Origin of the sequence: Kushneria pakistanensis, from assembly GCF_014652795.1 — a bacterium.
GTDB classification, from domain to species: Bacteria; Pseudomonadota; Gammaproteobacteria; order Pseudomonadales; family Halomonadaceae; genus Kushneria; species Kushneria pakistanensis.
On the sequence record NZ_BMZM01000003.1, the window covers coordinates 36,944 to 53,874 of the forward strand.

Sequence of the window (16,931 nt, forward strand, 5' to 3'; positions counted from 1 at the left end):
TTATGAACGCGAAGAAAGAAGCTCGTCTCCGTCGTGCCCGCCGCACGCGCGCCAAGATCCGCGAACTTGGTATCAGTCGTCTGAGTGTCAACCGTACACCGCGTCACATGTACGCTCAGATTATTTCCGCAGACGGCGGCCAGGTACTGGTCAGCGCTTCCACGCTCGACAAGTCGCTGCGTGAAGATGCGACCGGCAATACTGATGCTGCTGCTCGCGTTGGTACACTGTTGGCCGAGCGTGCAAAGGAAGCGGGAATTACTCAAGTTGCCTTTGACCGTTCCGGGTTCAGGTACCATGGTCGGGTCAAGGCCCTCGCTGATGCCGCGCGCGAAGGCGGCCTGCAATTCTAAAGGGTTCTACGATGGCGAATAACGAACAGAGAGGCAACGGCGATCTGCAGGAAAAGCTTGTTCAGATCAACCGTGTTGCCAAAGTGGTCAAGGGTGGCCGTATTTTCGGTTTCACTGCTCTGACCGTCGTAGGTGATGGCAATGGCCGTATCGGCTTTGGTCGTGGCAAGGCACGTGAAGTGCCTGTTGCGATTCAAAAGGCGATGGACCAGGCGCATCGCAACATGATCAAGGTCGAGCTGCGCGGTAACACGCTGCAGTATCCGGTGCGTGCCAACCATGGCGCTTCCAAGATCTTCATGCAGCCTGCTTCTGAAGGTACCGGTATCATCGCAGGTGGTGCGATGCGTTCGGTGCTGGAGCTGGCAGGTGTCCATGATGTTCTGGCCAAGTGCTATGGCTCGACCAATCCGGTCAACGTCGTGCGCGCAACTGTCAAGGGCCTCGCTTCCATGCGTTCTCCCGAGGACGTTGCGGCAAAGCGTGGCCTGTCCGTTGAAGCGATTACGGGGTAAGCGCCATGTCAGCCACAATCAAGGTTACTCAGGTACGCAGCACGATCGGCGTACTTGAAAAGCACAAGGCCACCATGCGCGGTCTGGGTCTTCGTCGTATCAACCATACGGTTGAGCTTGAAGACACTCCGGCCGTTCGTGGCATGATCAACAAGGTCAACTACCTCGTTCGCATTGAAGGAGCTCAGTAATGACCATGAAACTGAATAGCCTGAGCCCGGCGCCGGGTTCCAAGCATGCCGAGAAGCGTGTTGGACGCGGTATCGGTTCCGGCCTGGGCAAGACTGCTGGTCGCGGCCACAAGGGTCAGACTTCACGCAGCGGCGGTTCCATCAAGCCGGGTTTTGAAGGTGGTCAGATGCCGCTTCAGCGTCGTCTGCCCAAGTTCGGCTTTACGTCTGCCAAGTCACTGGTCAGTGAAGAGGTTCGCCTCAATGAGCTGGCCCGTGTCGAAGGTGACATCGCTGATCTGGCCAGTCTGAAAAAGGCCAACGTACTGAAAAATGCAACGCGTTTTGCAAAGGTTGTGCTGTCCGGCAACATTGATCGCGCTGTTACCGTACGTGGTCTGAAAGTTACCAAGGGTGCACGGGCTGCGATTGAAGCCGCCGGTGGCAAGGTAGAGGACTAAATGGCCAAGTCAGGAAAAGTACCGGCTAACATGCAAAGCGGTCTGGGCGAGCTCTGGGCTCGCCTTAGGTTCGTTTTTATCGCAATCGTGGTTTACCGTATTGGTGCCCACATTCCAGTCCCCGGTATCAATCCTGACCAGCTCGCTGCCTTGTTCAGAGAAAACCAGGGCACCATCCTGAGCATGTTCAACATGTTTTCGGGTGGCGCTCTGGAACGTATGAGTATCTTTGCACTGGGTATCATGCCCTATATATCCGCATCGATAATCATGCAGCTTCTGACCGTGGTTTCGCCGCAGCTAGAACAGCTGAAGAAGGAAGGCGAGGCCGGCCGTCGAAAGATCAGCCAGTACACTCGCTACGGCACGGTGTTACTGGCGCTGATCCAGGCGATCGGCATGTCAGTAGGGCTTGTCAGTAACGGGGTGGCCTATAGCGCCGATTTCAGCTTCTACTTTACGGCAGTCACCACTTTTGTGGCTGGTGCCGTATTCCTGATGTGGCTGGGTGAGCAGATTACCGAAAAGGGAATCGGCAATGGCATCTCGCTGATTATCTTTGCAGGTATTGTTGCCGGTTTGCCCGGTGCGCTGGGGCAATCGTTCGAGCTGGCACGCAATGATGGTGCCTGGAACGTATTGCCGCTGCTGGCGCTGGGTGTGCTGGGTATTGCAACGGTAGCCTTTGTGGTCTTCATCGAGCGTGGGCAGCGCCGTATTACGGTGAACTATCCACGCCGACAGGTTGGCAACAAGATGTATGCCGGCCAGAGCAGTTATCTGCCGATGAAGGTCAACATGGCCGGTGTTATCCCACCGATCTTTGCCTCAAGCATTCTGCTTTTCCCGGCTTCGCTGGGGCAGTGGTTTGGTCAGGGTGAAGGCATGGGTTGGCTGTCGACCATTTCTCAGGCACTGGGTCCTGGTCAGCCGTTGTATATTCTGCTGTTTGCCACTGCAGTCGTTTTCTTCTGTTTCTTCTATACCGCTCTGGTGTTCAACCCGAAGGATGTAGCTGACAATCTGAAGAAATCAGGGGCATTTCTGCCAGGCATTCGTCCTGGTGAGCAGACGTCGCGTTATATTGATAAGGTCATGACGCGTCTTACGTTGTTTGGCGCACTCTACATTACGCTGGTTTCGCTTATGCCGCAGTTCCTTATGGTGGCATGGCAGGTACCGTTCTACTTCGGGGGCACTTCGTTGCTGATCGTGGTAGTGGTCGTCATGGATTTCATGGCGCAGGTCCAGTCTCATCTGATGTCCAGTCAGTATGAGTCCGTGATGAAGAAGTCAAACCTCAAGGGGTATGGCAGCGGCGGCGTAATGCGCTGATGTGCCCCGGTAATGTCAGGCTGCCGATGGCAGCCTGACATTTACCTTTTAGACCCTAGGGTCTGATCATACCGTCATACAGGACTACTGCTATAGCGGTGTGGGCAGGGAGCCTTCGTTCCCCCGCCAAAGAGACAGGACGTAATACATTGCCTCTTGCCATAAGTTGCCAGGGGCGATATGCTATTGCGCCTTTTACAGACGATTAACCGAGCAAGCCGCTCAAATTCGGAGAAAGCTGATGGCCCGTATTGCAGGCGTCAATATCCCGGACAACAAGCATGCGGCGATCTCGCTGACCTACATCTACGGTATTGGTCGCACCCGTGCTCAGCAGATCTGTGCGCAGGTGGGTATTGCACCCGACGTCAAGGTTGGAGATATCTCCGCCGAGAAGCTCGATGAGGTGCGTACTGCAGTTGGCCAATACGCCGTGGAAGGTGACCTTCGCCGTGAGATTACGCTGAATATCAAGCGTCTCATGGATCTGGGTTGCTACCGTGGTCTGCGCCATCGTCGCAGTCTTCCGATGCGCGGGCAGCGCACGAAGACGAATGCGCGTACCCGCAAGGGACCGCGTAAACCGATTCGCAAATAAACGCATGTCCGGCGTTTAGAATTCAGGAACATCAAACATGGCTAACCCGCGCAGTAACCGTAAAAAGGTTAAAAAGCAGGTCGTGGATGCGGTTGCCCACATCCATGCCTCTTTTAACAATACGATCGTGACGATCACAGACCGCCAGGGCAACGCTCTTTCATGGGCCACTGCCGGTGGTTCGGGTTTTCGTGGTTCTCGCAAGAGCACCCCGTTCGCTGCCCAAGTGGCAAGTGAACGTGCAGCAACTGCTGCAGCCGAGTATGGTGTGAAAAACGTCGACGTACTGGTCAAGGGCCCGGGGCCCGGCCGTGAGTCCGCCGTGCGTGCATTGAATGCCGCCGGTTTTCGCGTGCAGAGCATTACCGACGCGACACCCATCCCGCATAACGGGTGCCGCCCGCCGAAAAAGCGTCGCGTTTAAGGAGACACACTCATGGCACGTTATACTGGTCCGAAGTGCAAGCTCTCTCGTCGCGAAGGCACCGATCTCTTCTTGAAGAGTGGTGTTACGGCGTTCGAGAAAAAGTGCAAGTCCGAGACTCCCCCGGGTCAACACGGTCAGCGCCGTCAGCGTCTTTCCGAATACGGCTCGCAGCTGCGTGAAAAGCAGAAGGTTCGTCGTTATTACGGCGTACTGGAAAAGCAGTTCCGCAATTATTACAAGGAAGCCGCGCGTCAGAAGGGAGCCACTGGTGAAGTTCTGCTTCAGCTCCTTGAGACTCGCCTCGACAACGTCGTTTATCGCATGGGCTTTGGCTCGACTCGCAGCGAATCTCGCCAGCTTGTCAGCCACAAGGCCATCGCCGTGAACGGTCGTACCGTCAACGTAGCGTCCTATAAGGTACGCCCCGGTGATGTAGTCAGCGTTCGCGAAAAGGCAAAAAATCAATCGCGTATTCAGCAGTCACTCGAACTTGCTGGGAACCGCGGTGATGTAGCCTGGGTCGACGTTGACTCGAAGAAGATGGAAGGCACTTTCAAGGCTCTGCCTGAGCGCGGCGACCTGTCTGCCGACATCAACGAAAACCTGATTGTCGAGCTGTACTCCAAGTAAGCATTGAGCTTGTTTGGATTAACCGTTTGGCAGCCTGATAGGTGTTCATATGCAGCGTTCAGTGACAGAGTTTCTAAGACCTCGTGATATCAAGGTCGAGGAAGTCAGCGCGAATCATGCAAAGATCGTGCTCGAGCCTTTCGAGCGCGGCTTTGGTCATACTCTCGGGAACGCCCTGCGTCGTATTCTGCTGTCATCCATGCCTGGGTGTGCGATTACAGAAGCAGAAATCGAAGGCGTTCTGCATGAGTACAGCGCAATCGAAGGTGTTCAGGAAGATGTCATCGAGATCCTCCTGAATCTGAAGGGCGTGTCCATCAAGATGCATGGCCGCGATGACGTTGTATTAACGCTGAACAAGCAGGGCCCGGGCGTCATGACTGCCGGCGATATTGCCGTCGATCATGACATCGAGATTGTCAATCCGGATCATGTCATTGCCCATCTCAATGAGGGCTGTGAACTGAAGATGCAGCTGCGCGTCATGCGTGGTCGTGGTTATGAGCCTGCAGACGTCCGTGCCGAGCGTGATGATGAATCACGTGCGATCGGACGGCTTCAGCTCGATGCCACGTATACACCAGTTCGCCGTGTTTCCTATGCAGTTGAAGCGGCACGTGTAGAACAGCGTACCGACCTTGACAAGCTGGTCATTGATCTGGAAACCGATGGCACTCTGGATCCCGAAGAAGCCATTCGCCGCTCTGCAACCATTCTGCAGGAGCAGCTGGCTGCCTTTGTTGATCTTGAAGCCGAGAAAGAGCAGGAAGTAGAAGAAGAGGAAGATCAGATTGATCCGATTCTGCTGCGTCCTGTTGACGATCTCGAATTGACTGTCCGAAGTGCCAACTGCCTCAAGGCCGAGAATATCTACTATATCGGTGACCTGATTCAGCGCACCGAAGTAGAGCTTCTTAAAACACCCAATCTCGGCAAGAAGTCGTTGAATGAAATCAAGGACGTTCTCGAGGCTCGTAATCTTTCACTCGGCATGCGGCTTGATAACTGGCCGCCGGCGAGTCTGAAAGACGACAAGGCCTCTGCCTGAACGGGTGACTCGCGCCCCAGATTGGTAAGGAATCTTATCCATGCGTCATCGTAAAACCGGTCGTCATCTAAGCCGTAACAGCTCGCACCGTAACGCCATGTTTCAGAACATGTGCATTTCGCTGGTCGAGCATGAAATGATCAAAACCACGCTGCCCAAGGCCAAGGAGCTGCGTCGCTACATTGAGCCGCTGATTACGCTGGCTAAAAATGATAGCGTCGCCAACCGTCGTCTGGCTTTCAGCCGTACCCGCTCCAAGGATACGGTTGGCAAGCTTTTCAACGAGCTGGGTCCGCGCTACAACACCCGTCCGGGCGGTTATGTGCGCGTACTCAAGTGTGGCTTCAGAGCCGGCGACAATGCGCCCATGGCGTATGTTGAGCTGGTTGATCGCCCGGTAGCAGCAGAAGCCAGCGGCGAAGAATAAACCGCACTTTCTGCTATCGTCAGAAAAGCCGACCTCCGGGTCGGCTTTTTTTGTCTCTGAAAAAGCAGTACTGCCTCATACTGACGGTCCAAACAGCCTTGTTGAGTACCTGCCGTGGGATGTCACTTCGTCAACGGAGAGTGTGAGAACTGTCAACGCGATCTGCCTTTCTCCTTTACCATGGCCTTTCAGCCCATTGTTGATCTGGAGACCGGTAACCTTTTTGCACACGAGGCACTGGTTCGTGGCGTCAATGGAGAGTCTGCCTGGTCTGTGCTTTCGCAGGTAACCACACAGGATCTTTACGCCTTCGATCAGGCCTGTCGGGTACGTGCCATCGAGATGGCCAGTCAGCTTGGCATGACCTCAAGGCTCTCCATTAATTTTCTGCCCAATGCTGTCTATGAACCGCGTGCCTGCATTCGTGCCACATTGAAGGTTGCCCAGCGTGTGGGGTGGTCACTCAAGGATTTGATCTTTGAGATTACCGAAAACGAACACGTGACTGATCGTGATCATTTGCATCATATCGTCGAGGAATATCATGAGATGGGCTTTTCCGTGGCGCTGGATGATTTTGGCACGGGCTACGCCAATCTGGATCTGTTGACGGTACTGAATCCTCATCACCTCAAGCTGGATCGTATACTGATCACTGGAATTGATAGCGATACACGTCGCCAATGTCTGGTGAGACATACGCAGTCGATGGCAAAGGCGCTTAATATTGGCCTGGTTGCAGAAGGCGTTGAGACACTGGAAGAGGCGCGTTGGCTGTATCAGCAGGGCATCATGCGCCATCAGGGCTATTACTATGCAAGACCTGCCTTTGAGGCGTTACCCGAGGTTGATCCGGCCTGTATAAGCGCGGTCACTGCCGCATAAAAAGCCGGAAGCATTTTTGCTTCCGGCTTTTCCTTTTGGCCTGCCAGCTTATTAGTAGCTGCGTGCCAGTAATGGTTTCAAAAAGTGCCCGGTGTGTGAAACATCCTGCTCGCTGATTTCTTCGGGCGTACCTTCGGCAATGATACACCCACCGCCGGAACCGCCTTCAGGCCCCAGGTCGATGATCCAGTCAGCCGTTTTGATAACATCAAGATTGTGTTCGATCACCACGACCGAGTTGCCCTGATCGCGCAGGCGATGCAGTACGCCCAGTAGCTGTCGGATATCCTCGAAGTGCAGTCCGGTAGTCGGCTCGTCCAGAATATAAAGTGTCTTGCCGGTATCACGCTTGGCAAGCTCCCGAGCCAGTTTGACGCGCTGGGCCTCGCCACCGGAGAGGGTTATGGCGCTCTGTCCCAGTTTGATATAGGAAAGCCCCACATCCATTAACGTCTGCAGGCGGCGTGCAATGGCCGGCACGGGTGAGAAGAAGTCAACGGCTTCCTCAATCGTCATCTCCAGGACGTCATGAATATTGTGCCCCTTGTAGAGGACATCCAGTGTCTCCCGGTTGTATCGGCGACCACCGCATACATCGCAGGGCACATAAATGTCGGGCAGAAAATGCATTTCCACCTTGATCATGCCCTCGCCCTGACACGCTTCACAGCGACCGCCCTTGACGTTGAAAGAGAACCGGCCCGGCTTGTAACCGCGCGATCGCGCCTCGGGCGTACCGGCAAAAAGCTCGCGGATCGGCGTGAAGATGCCGGTATAGGTTGCGGGGTTGGAGCGTGGGGTTCGACCGATGGGGCTCTGATCGATATCAATGACCTTGTCGAGCTGATCGAGTCCTTCAATGCTCTCAAATGGTGACGGGGTCAGCGTGGTAGCCTTGTTCAGCTCACGGGCGGCCACGGGCATCAGGGTGGCATTGATCAGGGTCGATTTTCCCGAACCTGAGACGCCGGTCACGCAGACAAAAAGCCCCAGCGGTAGCGCAAGATCAACATCATTCAGGTTGTTACCGCTGGCCCTTGTCAGACGCAGCATCTTCTCTGGGACAACCGGAGTACGCGGCGAAGGGATCTCGATACGTCGGGTGCCTGAAAGATATTGACCTGTCAGCGATGCCTTGTTGGCTTCGATATCCTCTGGCGTACCCTGAGCAATGATCTGACCACCATGGACACCGGCGCCAGGGCCGATATCAAGCACATGATCCGCAGCCCGAATGGCGTCCTCGTCATGTTCGACCACGATGACCGTGTTGCCCAGATCGCGAAGCCTTGTCAGGGTCTGGAGCAAACGGTCATTGTCGCGTTGATGAAGGCCAATGGAGGGTTCATCGAGGATATACATGACACCTACCAGACCAGCGCCGATCTGGCTGGCCAGCCGAATGCGCTGTGCCTCACCCCCTGACAGGGTGTCAGCACTACGTTCCAGCGTCAGGTAGTCGAGCCCGACATTGACCAGAAACTCCAGACGGCTGGTAATCTCATAAAGAATGCGCGTGGCAATCTCGCCGCGCCGTCCCGGCAGATCCATGGCGCCAAAAAATGCCCTGGCATCACCGATCGGTTTGGTGACGACTGCCGGCAGTGAATGGTTGTCCACGAAGACATGACGCGCTTCACGACGCAGACGGCTTCCGTGGCAGGTCGGGCAGGGGCGTACGGCCAGATGGCGGGCGAGATCATCGCGTACCATGCTCGAATCGGTTTCCCGATAGCGACGCTCCATGTTGGGCAGCACGCCTTCAAAGGCATGCTCGCGGGAAACTTTCTTGCCGCGGTCGTTCACGTAGGAAAATGAAATGGACTCACGGCCGCTGCCGTGCAGCACCACGTCGCGCACACGCTGTGGAAGCTGTTGCCAGGGCGTTTCCAGCTCGAATTTATAATGCGCGGCGACGGCCTCGAGCTGGTTGAAATAGTAGATGCTGCGCCGGTCCCATCCCTTGATGACGCCTTCTGCCAGGGACAGGTCGGCCTGACGGATGAGCTTGTCGGGATCAAAGAACTGATGCACGCCCAGACCATCGCAACTGGGGCAAGCGCCCGCCGGATTGTTGAAGGAGAACATGCGTGGCTCGAGCTCGGCGATCGAGTAACCGCAGATGGGACAGGCAAAGCGTGAAGAGAAGATCATGTCTTCGCGTTCGCCATCCATGAAATGCAGTACTGCGGAGCCATCGGAAAGCCCCAGCGCAGTCTCGAACGACTCTGCCAGACGCTGCTCGATATCCTGGCGAATCTTCAGTCGATCGACCACGACACTGATATCGTGCTTTTTGTTCTTGTCCAGCGTCGGCAGTTCATCGAATTCATATGTCTGGCCATCAATCTGGACCCGCACAAACCCTTGCGTGCGCAGTTCAGTCAATGTTTGCTGGTGCTCGCCCTTTCGCCCCTTGATGACGGGCGCCAGCAGCATGATCCGGGTGCCTTCCTCCAGCGCCAGGGTCTGGTCGACCATCTGTGAGACCGTCTGGGCTTCAAGATCCAGCTCGTGATCGGGGCAGCGCGGTGTGCCGGCACGAGCATAGAGCAGGCGCAGATAGTCATAGATTTCAGTGATGGTGCCGACGGTAGAGCGCGGATTGTGAGAAGTGGATTTTTGCTCAATGGAAATGGCCGGTGATAACCCTTCGATGTGGTCAACATCGGGTTTTTCCATCATGGAAAGGAACTGGCGCGCATAGGTCGATAGTGATTCGACATAGCGACGCTGCCCCTCAGCATACAGGGTGTCAAAAGCCAGAGAAGACTTGCCTGATCCGGAGAGCCCGGTAATGACAATCAACTTGTCACGGGGCAGCTCGACATCAATATTCTTCAGATTGTGGGTGCGGGCCCCACTCACCGAAATACGATCCATACCTACCTCATCGCCGGCGTCGGAAAGACACTATAGAAGGAGTTGAAAGCGAGGCGCAAAATGCAGTGCACAGCGTTTTCCATGTGGTGCGCAGCCCGGTAAAATGATGGCTGCATGCCATGAAAGGGCAGGTGCCAATCAGGCCACACAAAAAGCAGTCGCTGGGAGGACAGCTTTTGGTCTTTCAGTGATGTGCATGGCAAGGCCTGCATTGCAGTGAATATCCATACAGTTATTATAGACGATCATGTCAAGGCGTTGTCCCTGACAGCCCATTCGTTTAAACATGCCAGCCGGCAATGGAGAGAAACATGGCCCGTGGGGTAAACAAGGTCATACTGATCGGTAATCTGGGTCAGGACCCGGAAGTACGTTTTCTGCCCTCCGGCAGTCCTGTCTGCAATCTGCGTCTGGCAACCACGGATACCTGGACCGATCGTCAGAGCGGTCAACGCCAGGAGCGCACCGAGTGGCACAGCGTTGTCATGTTCAACAAGCTGGCCGAAATTGCGCAGCAGTATGTCAAAAAGGGTTCCCGGCTCTATATCGAGGGACGCCTGCAGACCCGCAAGTGGCAGGGTCAGGACGGTCAGGATCGTTACTCGACCGAAATTGTGGCCAACGACATGCAGATGCTCGATAGCCGCAGCGGTGCCCAGGGTGGTGATTTTGCCGGCCAGAGCGCGCCTCAGGGCGGCGGTGGCTATGGTCAGCCCTACGATCAGCAGGGCGGCGGTGCGCGTCAGAACAGCCCCGCAGGTGGACAGAATCAGGGTGGATACGGCCAGGGTCAGAACAACTATGGCCAGAATTCCCAGCAAAACGGTCAGGGTCATCAGCAGGGCGGCCAGAATCAGGGTGGCGGTGCCCCCAACCCGGGCAGTTTTGATGATTTCGACGATGAAATTCCGTTCTAGGAGTTGAAGACTTCAATTCTGGATCCAGACCCGCCACACGGCGGGTCTTTTGATATGTGTTCAGTGATCCTTTTTCAAGCGACTCTGTAGAAGCTTCAAGATGGCGCGCTCCTCCGGGCCTGTCATGTCATCGCTATCAAGGGCTTCCTCGATCTGTGCCAGAAAATGACGCAATAGCCGACCATCGAGATAGCTTTCAATGACGCGTGGATCTATGTAGCTTGCCCGGGCGATGCTGGGTGTGTTGCCCAGCCGGGAGGCTACATGCTCTACCGCTTCGCGAATGCATTTCTGGCTGGCGTCGTCATTGTCTCCAATACCCAGCTCATCAAGAGCCAGAGCGGCAATGGATGTCCCCGCCCAGGTGCGAAAGTCCTTTGCACTGAAGCGTTCGCCCATGACATCGTGGATGTAATCATTGAGATCGTGACTATCAACGCGCACCTTGTGGCCGTCTTCGTCAAAATACTTGAAGATTTCATGCCCGGGGATGTCATCAAGTTCACCGACAATCTGCGCCAGTTTTTCGTCCTCGACGACCTTGTGCTGTTGCTGACCGCTTTTGCCCTGATAGTCGAAAATCAGTTCATCGCCGTTAATGGTTAGATGCCGTGACCGCATGGTGGTCAGCCCATAGGAATCGTTCTGCTCCCGGTAGCTGTCGTTACCCGGGCGGAAATAGGCCGTATCCAGCAGCCTGACCATACAGGCCAGCACCTTCTCCCGTGGCATGCCTTCACGCGCCATGTGTTGCCCGGTAATGCGCCGCATGGTCGAAAGCCGCTGGGCAAAATCGACAATACGGTCGAATTTCATCTTCTCACGTTGCTCTCGCCATTCACTGTTGTAGATATACTGCTTGCGTCCGGCGCTGTCCCTGCCCGTGGCATGAATACGTGCTTCAGGATCAAGCGTAATGGCAACGTCCCGCCATGCCGGTGGTATGGCAAGGCCCTTGATCCACTCTCGCCACTGACGGTCCCTGAAGGTTTTTCCTGCCTCATCGCGATAGGTAAATCCCTTGCCGCTGCGATGGCGGGTAACGGTCATTGCTTCTTTTGTCATGCAGGCAGGCTTCTTTGATATTGAACGTGACATCAACCATTTGCTGAGAATAGACGATTATGGCCCTTCCGCTGCGCCAGGGCTGGCGGCATGACGCAATGCGGGACAGTGCAACCCATGGGAATTTTTTGTAAAGTGTCGGGCCTGCCGCGTCACTGCCCGCCGAGAGTGACGTCATTTTCTGTCGGGCCGCAAAATCAATGAAATTATTATTGCTTGATGCCGATCACTGCCTTGGCCGGGCGCTGATCGATGAAAGTGCATTGCGCAGCGATGTTGAACTCATTGCTGAACATTCTCGCCAATGCCAATTGTCGCAGTTAAGGTCATGGATGCCGGACGCCGTCATTTTTCCGCCCCTACTGTGCCCGGCCAGTGTTGACTACGCCGAGATGATGGCGCATGTCGAGCATGTAGAAGCTGCCCTGGACGCCTGTCACGCCCATGGGGTGCCGCTGGTCTGGTTTGTCAGCGATCAGGTCTTTGATGCCGGGTCGGATATGCCCATCGAAGAGAGTGTGCTGCCTTCGCCACGTGACGAAGGCCTGCAGCGTTTGCTGGAAACGGGGAACCGTATTCGATCGAAGCTGGCCGAACATTTTATTGTACGGACCGGGCCGCTGATGGCCCTTGAAGGCCGGGGCGCCTGGCTGGCGGAAATCCTTGAAAGCATGGTTGATGGCAAGCCCCTGCGTGCAGCAGAAGACGAGATCATCTGTCCGACACCCGTACAGGCCGTGGCCCGTGCCACGATCGGCATGCTGGCCCAGCAGTTTTCAGGTGCCAATGCCTGGGGGGCCTATCATCTCGCCGGTGTCGAGCCGGTCAGTCTCTTTACCTTTCACGGCGTCGTACGCCATCAGCTGGAGATTCAGCTTTCCAGAAGGCATGTCGATCTGACGCCCGGCGAGATCCAGCCATTGCACCATCATCATGATCATCCACTACGGCGCGTTCTCAACTGCCGTCAGATGCTGGAAACCTTTGGCGTGCATCAAAAGCCCTGGCGACTGGCGCTTGATGCCATGCTCGAGCAGTGGTGCCAGACGCGCTTTGGCGGGGAGGGTAGTCTGTGAAGACGCTGCGCAGTCTACTGTTTTATGCTGGCTATCTGATGGCCATTATTGTCAGCGCTGTCACCTTGGTACCGTTGGCGTTTGTTTTACCGCTTAACGGGCGCTTTCGAGTGCTGAACCTTTATAACCATTTCATCATATTCTGGTTCGGGCTCTGCTGTGGTGTGCGCTATCGAGTGGAGGGGCGTGACAATATTCCGGATGTCCCTTGTGTGCTGCTTGCCAATCATCAAAGCGAGTGGGAAACCCTGTTTCTCCAGACCATCAAGTCGCCCATGTGCACGGTGCTCAAGCAGGAGCTGCTGAAAATTCCTGTTTTCGGGTGGGCGCTACGAATGCTAAGACCCATTCCACTGGATCGGTCAAAACCGTCTCGTGCGCTTAGAATGGTGCTCAGTGAGGGGGCAAACAGACTTGCCTCCGGATTATCCGTGTTGCTCTTTCCCGAGGGGACGCGAGTACCTCCAGGGGAGCGCCGGCGGTTTAATAAAAGCGGTATTCACATGGCCTGCCGGGCAGGCGTGCCGATTCTTCCGGTGGCACATAATGCCGGAGAGCATTGGCCGAGCAGTACCTTTGTCAAAAGACCCGGACAGATCAACGTCGCAATCGGCAAGCCCATCATGACGAAGGGGCGTACTCCGGATGAGGTCACCCGGGAGGTCGAGCAGTGGATCGAGCAGCAGCTGTCGCGCATTTCAAGCGTGCCCAGACCTGCCGTGGAAGAAGCTTCTGCCAGCACGCTATAAATATAAATTTGGCAGGGACATGAAAAGGGCGCCCCCAAGGGCGCCCTTTTTGCTGGCCTGATGTCCGGGCTATCAGGATGTTTGGTCAGACATGCGCTGAAAGATCAGACAGGCATTGGTGCCGCCGAATCCGAAGCTGTTGGACAGTACGCGCTCAAGGCGTACACCATCACGGCGCGTCGTCACGATATCCAGATCCTTGGCCTGCGGATCGATTTCATCAATGTTGGCCGAGGCGCAGATGAAGTCATTTTGCATCATGAGAAGCGAATAAATGGCTTCCTGTGCGCCGGTAGCGCCCAGAGAGTGACCGGTCAGTGACTTGGTCGAGGACAGCGGCGGTACCTTTTCACCGAAAACATTACGCAGGGCCTTGATCTCACACATATCACCGACCGGAGTCGATGTGCCATGCGTATTGATGTAATCAATGTCACCTACAACGGTGGCCAGCGCCTGCTGCATGCAGCGGGCACCGCCCTCACCGGAAGGCGCGACCATGTCATGGCCATCGGAGTTGGCACCGTAGCCCACGACTTCGCCGTAGATTTTGGCACCACGTGCTCTGGCATGCTCCAGCTCTTCAAGCACCAGCATGGCGCCACCACCGGCAATAACGAAGCCGTCACGGGCCGTATCATAGGCACGAGAGGCCTTTTCAGGAGACTCGTTGTAGCTGGTGGACAGCGCGCCCATGGCATCAAACAGGCACGACAGGGTCCAGTGCTCTTCTTCACCACCGCCGGCAAAGACGATGTCCTGCTTGCCCAGCTGGATCTGCTCAACGGCGCTGCCGATACAGTGTGCCGAGGTCGCACAGGCTGAAGAAATGGAGTAGTTGACCCCCTTGATGGCAAAGGGAGTGGCCAGACACGCCGACACGGTGCTGCCCATGGTCCGGGTAACACGATAGGGGCCGACACGGCGCAGGCCCTTGTCACGCAGGATATCGGCGGCTTCTACCTGATTGGCAGAAGAGGCGCCGCCCGAGCCGGCAATCAGGCCGGTGCGTACATTGGAAACTTCATCAGGCGAAAGCCCTGCATCTTCAATGGCCTGCTGCATCGAGACGTAGGCGTAGGCGGCAGCATCGCCCATGAAGCGGCGCTGCTTGCGGTCCACCAGTGCGTCCAGATCGATGTCAACGACACCGGCGACATGGCTTCGCATTCCGCGTTCAACGTATTCGTCGCGAAAGCGAATGCCTGAACGGCCTTCCTTCAGGGACTCAAGTACCTGATGCTGATCATTGCCCAGGCAGGAGACAATGCCCAGGCCAGTGACTACCACTCGTCGCATGGGAGCCTCCCCATCAGAAATTCGCAGTGGAGGTGAACAGGCCAACGCGCAGGTCGTTGGCTTCGTAAATATCGCGGCCGTCCACGGACAGTACGCCATCGGCGATGCCGAGGATCAGGCGGCGTGTGATCACCCGCTTGATATGAATATGGTAGGTTACCTTTTCGGCGTCCGGAAGAATCTGTCCGGAGAACTTGACCTCGCCACATCCAAGCGCGCGGCCACGGCCGGGGTTGCCCAGCCAGCCCAGATGAAACCCTACCAGCTGCCACATGGCATCAAGGCCTAGGCAGCCGGGCATGACAGGATCGCCGGGGAAGTGACACTGGAAGAACCAGAGGTCAGGGTTAATATCCAGCTCAGCGATCAGCTCGCCCTTGCCGTATTTGCCACCCGCTTCCTGAATGTTGATGATGCGATCCAGCATCAGCATGTTCGGTGCCGGCAGCTGTGCATTTCCAGGGCCGAAAAGCTCGCCCTGACTGCATGCAAGCAGCTGATCACGGTTAAAGGAGTGTTGCGTGGTCACTGACATGTTCCGGAAATCAAAGGAATAGGGGCTCCCGCAGGAGCGGGCCTAGTTTACTGATAGAGGTGACGAAATGCACGCCAGCGCCGGTGTGTAAGGCGACCACCCCGGAATCACTCTTCAGCTACGTTTAACTCAATGCCTTGAAGGCTTCCAGCGCGCGTTGACGCGCTGCCCGATGGTCCACCATCGGGACCGGATAACCGGTCTGTTGACAGGTGGCAGCATCGGGCGCATGACGCCTTTTTGCAGCAACGTTTGCCAGTTCAGGCACGAACTTTGCAATAAATATGCCTTCCGGGTCAAAGCGTCTGGCCTGGGTGGTCGGGTTGAAGATGCGAAAATAGGGCGCTGCATCCGTGCCCGTGGACGCTGCCCACTGCCAGCCGCCGTTGTTGGCGCCCAGTTCACCATCCACCAGGTGTTCCAGGAAAAACGCCTCGCCACGTCGCCAGTCTATCAACAGATGCTTGCTGAGGAACATGGCTGTCACCATGCGCAGGCGATTATGCATCCATCCAGTCGTGGTCAGCTGCCGCATGGCAGCATCCACCAGCGGATAACCGGTATTGCCTTCGCACCAGCGTTGAAAATCTTCTTCGTTTTCACGCCAGGCCATTGCGCCGGTGTGTTCCTGAAATGGCTGATGACAGTTGACCCGTGGAAAGCCGACCAGCACATGCTGATAGAATTCGCGCCAGATGATCTCACTGATCCAGCTTTTCAGATTGCTATCGCCATCACCCAGGTGGCCGCCGTTTCTGGCGGCGGCAGCATTGATACACTGACGCCATGAGATCATGCCCAGCGCCAGCCAGGCGGATAACCCGCTGGTGGCGGTCATGGCAGGAAAATCACGTCCCTCATCGTAATGATGCGCTCTTTTTTGAAGAAAGCGGGCCAGTCGATCCTGCGCAGCCTCTTCTCCTGCAGGCCAGTCATTGGCATCAATGACAACATTGCCGGCGTCGAACTCGATGGGCGCGTCACTTGTAATGTCATCAAAGGCGGGCTGTGCTTCAGGCGCGTCAAACTGCTGAAGCTGGTCTGCCCCGATGTTCTTGAGCCAGCTCTTGTAGAAGGGCGTAAAAACGCTGTAGTAACGGCCGTCCCCGGTCAGGAGAGACCCCGGCGTAAAAGCAATCTGGTCGGTATATCGATGGACTTCCAGCGCCTGATGATGAAACCGCTCGCTGATCTGACGGTCACGCCGACGCTCGTTGAGTCCATATTCGTCGTTGAAATGAAGGGCATCACATTCCAGCGTCTCTGCCAGTGCCAGCAGCTGGTCGGGCAGGGTCTCAAATCCCTCGGCCCTGATGATCTTCAGAGGAATGTTGAGGCGGCCAAGGTATTCGGAGAGTGCGATGATGCCGCGTCGCCAGAAATCAAGCTTGTTGGCGCCATGGCCATGACGTTGCCACTGATGTGGCGTCCAACAGACAACGCCAATGACCGGACCCCGTTGGGCAGCATGATGAAGGGCGGTGTTGTCTTCGCATCTCAGATCGGTCCGAAACCAGACCAGCTGGCGTCTGGTGCCCATGCATTCGTCCTTTCGCAA

At 56.0% G+C, this 16,931-nt stretch carries 19 protein-coding genes; 14 read left to right on the top strand and 5 right to left on the bottom strand.

Going from position 1 to position 16,931, the window contains the following annotated elements:
- Positions 1–2: 2 nt before the first annotated feature.
- The 11 genes from rplR (at position 3) to IE123_RS10675 (ending at position 6,849) form a co-directional block, all read left to right on the top strand.
- A complete protein-coding gene (gene rplR, locus IE123_RS10625) occupies positions 3–353 on the top strand; it encodes a 50S ribosomal protein L18 (protein ID WP_189518028.1) in 351 nt (116 codons plus the stop codon).
- Between the two features lie 11 nt (positions 354–364).
- On the top strand, positions 365–868 hold the full coding sequence (gene rpsE, locus IE123_RS10630; RefSeq protein WP_189518030.1) for a 30S ribosomal protein S5: 504 nt from the start codon (positions 365–367) through the stop codon (positions 866–868).
- Positions 869–873: 5 nt separating this feature from the next.
- Positions 874–1,059, top strand: a complete 186-nt coding sequence (gene rpmD, locus IE123_RS10635; protein WP_189518032.1) for a 50S ribosomal protein L30 — start codon at positions 874–876, stop codon at positions 1,057–1,059.
- 5 nt (positions 1,060–1,064) lie between these two features.
- Positions 1,065–1,499, top strand: a complete 435-nt coding sequence (rplO, locus tag IE123_RS10640; RefSeq protein WP_189519069.1) for a 50S ribosomal protein L15 — start codon at positions 1,065–1,067, stop codon at positions 1,497–1,499.
- The gene (gene secY / locus IE123_RS10645) at positions 1,500–2,834 is read left to right on the top strand and encodes a preprotein translocase subunit SecY (RefSeq protein ID WP_189518035.1); all 1,335 of its coding nucleotides are present in this window, start codon (positions 1,500–1,502) and stop codon (positions 2,832–2,834) included.
- Between the two features lie 241 nt (positions 2,835–3,075).
- Positions 3,076–3,432, top strand: coding sequence for a 30S ribosomal protein S13 (rpsM, locus tag IE123_RS10650; RefSeq protein WP_189518037.1), 357 nt, complete (start codon positions 3,076–3,078; stop codon positions 3,430–3,432).
- 37 nt (positions 3,433–3,469) lie between these two features.
- The gene (gene rpsK, locus IE123_RS10655; protein WP_009723883.1) at positions 3,470–3,856 is read left to right on the top strand and encodes a 30S ribosomal protein S11; all 387 of its coding nucleotides are present in this window, start codon (positions 3,470–3,472) and stop codon (positions 3,854–3,856) included.
- A 12-nt stretch (positions 3,857–3,868) separates the two neighbouring features.
- On the top strand, positions 3,869–4,489 hold the full coding sequence (rpsD, locus tag IE123_RS10660; RefSeq protein WP_189518043.1) for a 30S ribosomal protein S4: 621 nt from the start codon (positions 3,869–3,871) through the stop codon (positions 4,487–4,489).
- A 49-nt stretch (positions 4,490–4,538) separates the two neighbouring features.
- Complete coding sequence (locus IE123_RS10665) at positions 4,539–5,537, top strand: DNA-directed RNA polymerase subunit alpha (RefSeq protein ID WP_189518045.1); 999 nt, start codon at positions 4,539–4,541, stop codon at positions 5,535–5,537.
- Positions 5,538–5,577: 40 nt separating this feature from the next.
- Positions 5,578–5,964, top strand: a complete 387-nt coding sequence (gene rplQ / locus IE123_RS10670; RefSeq protein WP_189518047.1) for a 50S ribosomal protein L17 — start codon at positions 5,578–5,580, stop codon at positions 5,962–5,964.
- 114 nt (positions 5,965–6,078) lie between these two features.
- The gene (locus tag IE123_RS10675) at positions 6,079–6,849 is read left to right on the top strand and encodes an EAL domain-containing protein (RefSeq protein ID WP_444542883.1); all 771 of its coding nucleotides are present in this window, start codon (positions 6,079–6,081) and stop codon (positions 6,847–6,849) included.
- A gap of 51 nt (positions 6,850–6,900) precedes the next feature.
- Here the strand turns inward: IE123_RS10675 and uvrA are convergent, their stop codons facing one another.
- Positions 6,901–9,732: an excinuclease ABC subunit UvrA gene (gene uvrA, locus IE123_RS10680; protein ID WP_189518049.1), complete on the bottom strand. Its 2,832-nt coding sequence runs from the start codon at positions 9,730–9,732 to the stop codon at positions 6,901–6,903.
- A gap of 311 nt (positions 9,733–10,043) precedes the next feature.
- Here uvrA and IE123_RS10685 point away from each other — a divergent pair, with 311 nt between their 5' ends.
- Entirely contained in the window at positions 10,044–10,649 is a 606-nt protein-coding gene (locus tag IE123_RS10685; RefSeq protein ID WP_189518051.1) for a single-stranded DNA-binding protein, read from the top strand.
- Positions 10,650–10,709: 60 nt separating this feature from the next.
- Here IE123_RS10685 and IE123_RS10690 read toward each other — a convergent pair whose 3' ends face one another.
- On the bottom strand, positions 10,710–11,714 hold the full coding sequence (locus IE123_RS10690) for a DNA topoisomerase IB (RefSeq protein ID WP_189518052.1): 1,005 nt from the start codon (positions 11,712–11,714) through the stop codon (positions 10,710–10,712).
- A gap of 200 nt (positions 11,715–11,914) precedes the next feature.
- Between IE123_RS10690 and IE123_RS10695 the strand changes: the two genes are divergently transcribed.
- Together IE123_RS10695 and IE123_RS10700 are read left to right on the top strand one after the other, a co-directional pair.
- On the top strand, positions 11,915–12,790 hold the full coding sequence (locus IE123_RS10695) for a sugar nucleotide-binding protein (protein WP_189518054.1): 876 nt from the start codon (positions 11,915–11,917) through the stop codon (positions 12,788–12,790).
- Positions 12,787–13,539, top strand: coding sequence for a lysophospholipid acyltransferase family protein (locus tag IE123_RS10700; RefSeq protein ID WP_229819709.1), 753 nt, complete (start codon positions 12,787–12,789; stop codon positions 13,537–13,539). Before IE123_RS10695 ends, IE123_RS10700 begins: the two co-directional genes overlap by 4 nt.
- Before the next feature lie 72 nt (positions 13,540–13,611).
- Here IE123_RS10700 and fabB read toward each other — a convergent pair whose 3' ends face one another.
- The 3 genes from fabB to phrB all read right to left on the bottom strand — a co-directional run bounded on the left by fabB (position 13,612) and on the right by phrB (position 16,913).
- Positions 13,612–14,838 (bottom strand): beta-ketoacyl-ACP synthase I, encoded by a 1,227-nt coding sequence (gene fabB, locus IE123_RS10705; RefSeq protein ID WP_189518056.1) that lies wholly within the window; start codon positions 14,836–14,838, stop codon positions 13,612–13,614.
- Positions 14,839–14,851: 13 nt separating this feature from the next.
- Complete coding sequence (gene fabA / locus IE123_RS10710) at positions 14,852–15,367, bottom strand: 3-hydroxyacyl-[acyl-carrier-protein] dehydratase FabA (RefSeq protein ID WP_189519075.1); 516 nt, start codon at positions 15,365–15,367, stop codon at positions 14,852–14,854.
- Positions 15,368–15,497: 130 nt separating this feature from the next.
- Entirely contained in the window at positions 15,498–16,913 is a 1,416-nt protein-coding gene (gene phrB / locus IE123_RS10715; RefSeq protein ID WP_189518058.1) for a deoxyribodipyrimidine photo-lyase, read from the bottom strand.
- Between the last annotated feature and the right edge of the window lie 18 nt (positions 16,914–16,931).

Coding starts and splice junctions, on each gene's coding strand:
- rplR (WP_189518028.1), top strand. CDS start 3: ATGAACGCGAAGAAAGAAGCTCGTCTCCGTCGTGCCCGCCGCACGCGC.
- rpsE (WP_189518030.1), top strand. CDS start 365: ATGGCGAATAACGAACAGAGAGGCAACGGCGATCTGCAGGAAAAGCTT.
- rpmD (WP_189518032.1), top strand. CDS start 874: ATGTCAGCCACAATCAAGGTTACTCAGGTACGCAGCACGATCGGCGTA.
- rplO (WP_189519069.1), top strand. CDS start 1,065: ATGAAACTGAATAGCCTGAGCCCGGCGCCGGGTTCCAAGCATGCCGAG.
- secY (WP_189518035.1), top strand. CDS start 1,500: ATGGCCAAGTCAGGAAAAGTACCGGCTAACATGCAAAGCGGTCTGGGC.
- rpsM (WP_189518037.1), top strand. CDS start 3,076: ATGGCCCGTATTGCAGGCGTCAATATCCCGGACAACAAGCATGCGGCG.
- rpsK (WP_009723883.1), top strand. CDS start 3,470: ATGGCTAACCCGCGCAGTAACCGTAAAAAGGTTAAAAAGCAGGTCGTG.
- rpsD (WP_189518043.1), top strand. CDS start 3,869: ATGGCACGTTATACTGGTCCGAAGTGCAAGCTCTCTCGTCGCGAAGGC.
- IE123_RS10665 (WP_189518045.1), top strand. CDS start 4,539: ATGCAGCGTTCAGTGACAGAGTTTCTAAGACCTCGTGATATCAAGGTC.
- rplQ (WP_189518047.1), top strand. CDS start 5,578: ATGCGTCATCGTAAAACCGGTCGTCATCTAAGCCGTAACAGCTCGCAC.
- uvrA (WP_189518049.1), bottom strand. CDS start 9,732: ATGGATCGTATTTCGGTGAGTGGGGCCCGCACCCACAATCTGAAGAAT.
- IE123_RS10685 (WP_189518051.1), top strand. CDS start 10,044: ATGGCCCGTGGGGTAAACAAGGTCATACTGATCGGTAATCTGGGTCAG.
- IE123_RS10690 (WP_189518052.1), bottom strand. CDS start 11,714: ATGACAAAAGAAGCAATGACCGTTACCCGCCATCGCAGCGGCAAGGGA.
- IE123_RS10695 (WP_189518054.1), top strand. CDS start 11,915: ATGAAATTATTATTGCTTGATGCCGATCACTGCCTTGGCCGGGCGCTG.
- fabB (WP_189518056.1), bottom strand. CDS start 14,838: ATGCGACGAGTGGTAGTCACTGGCCTGGGCATTGTCTCCTGCCTGGGC.
- phrB (WP_189518058.1), bottom strand. CDS start 16,913: ATGGGCACCAGACGCCAGCTGGTCTGGTTTCGGACCGATCTGAGATGC.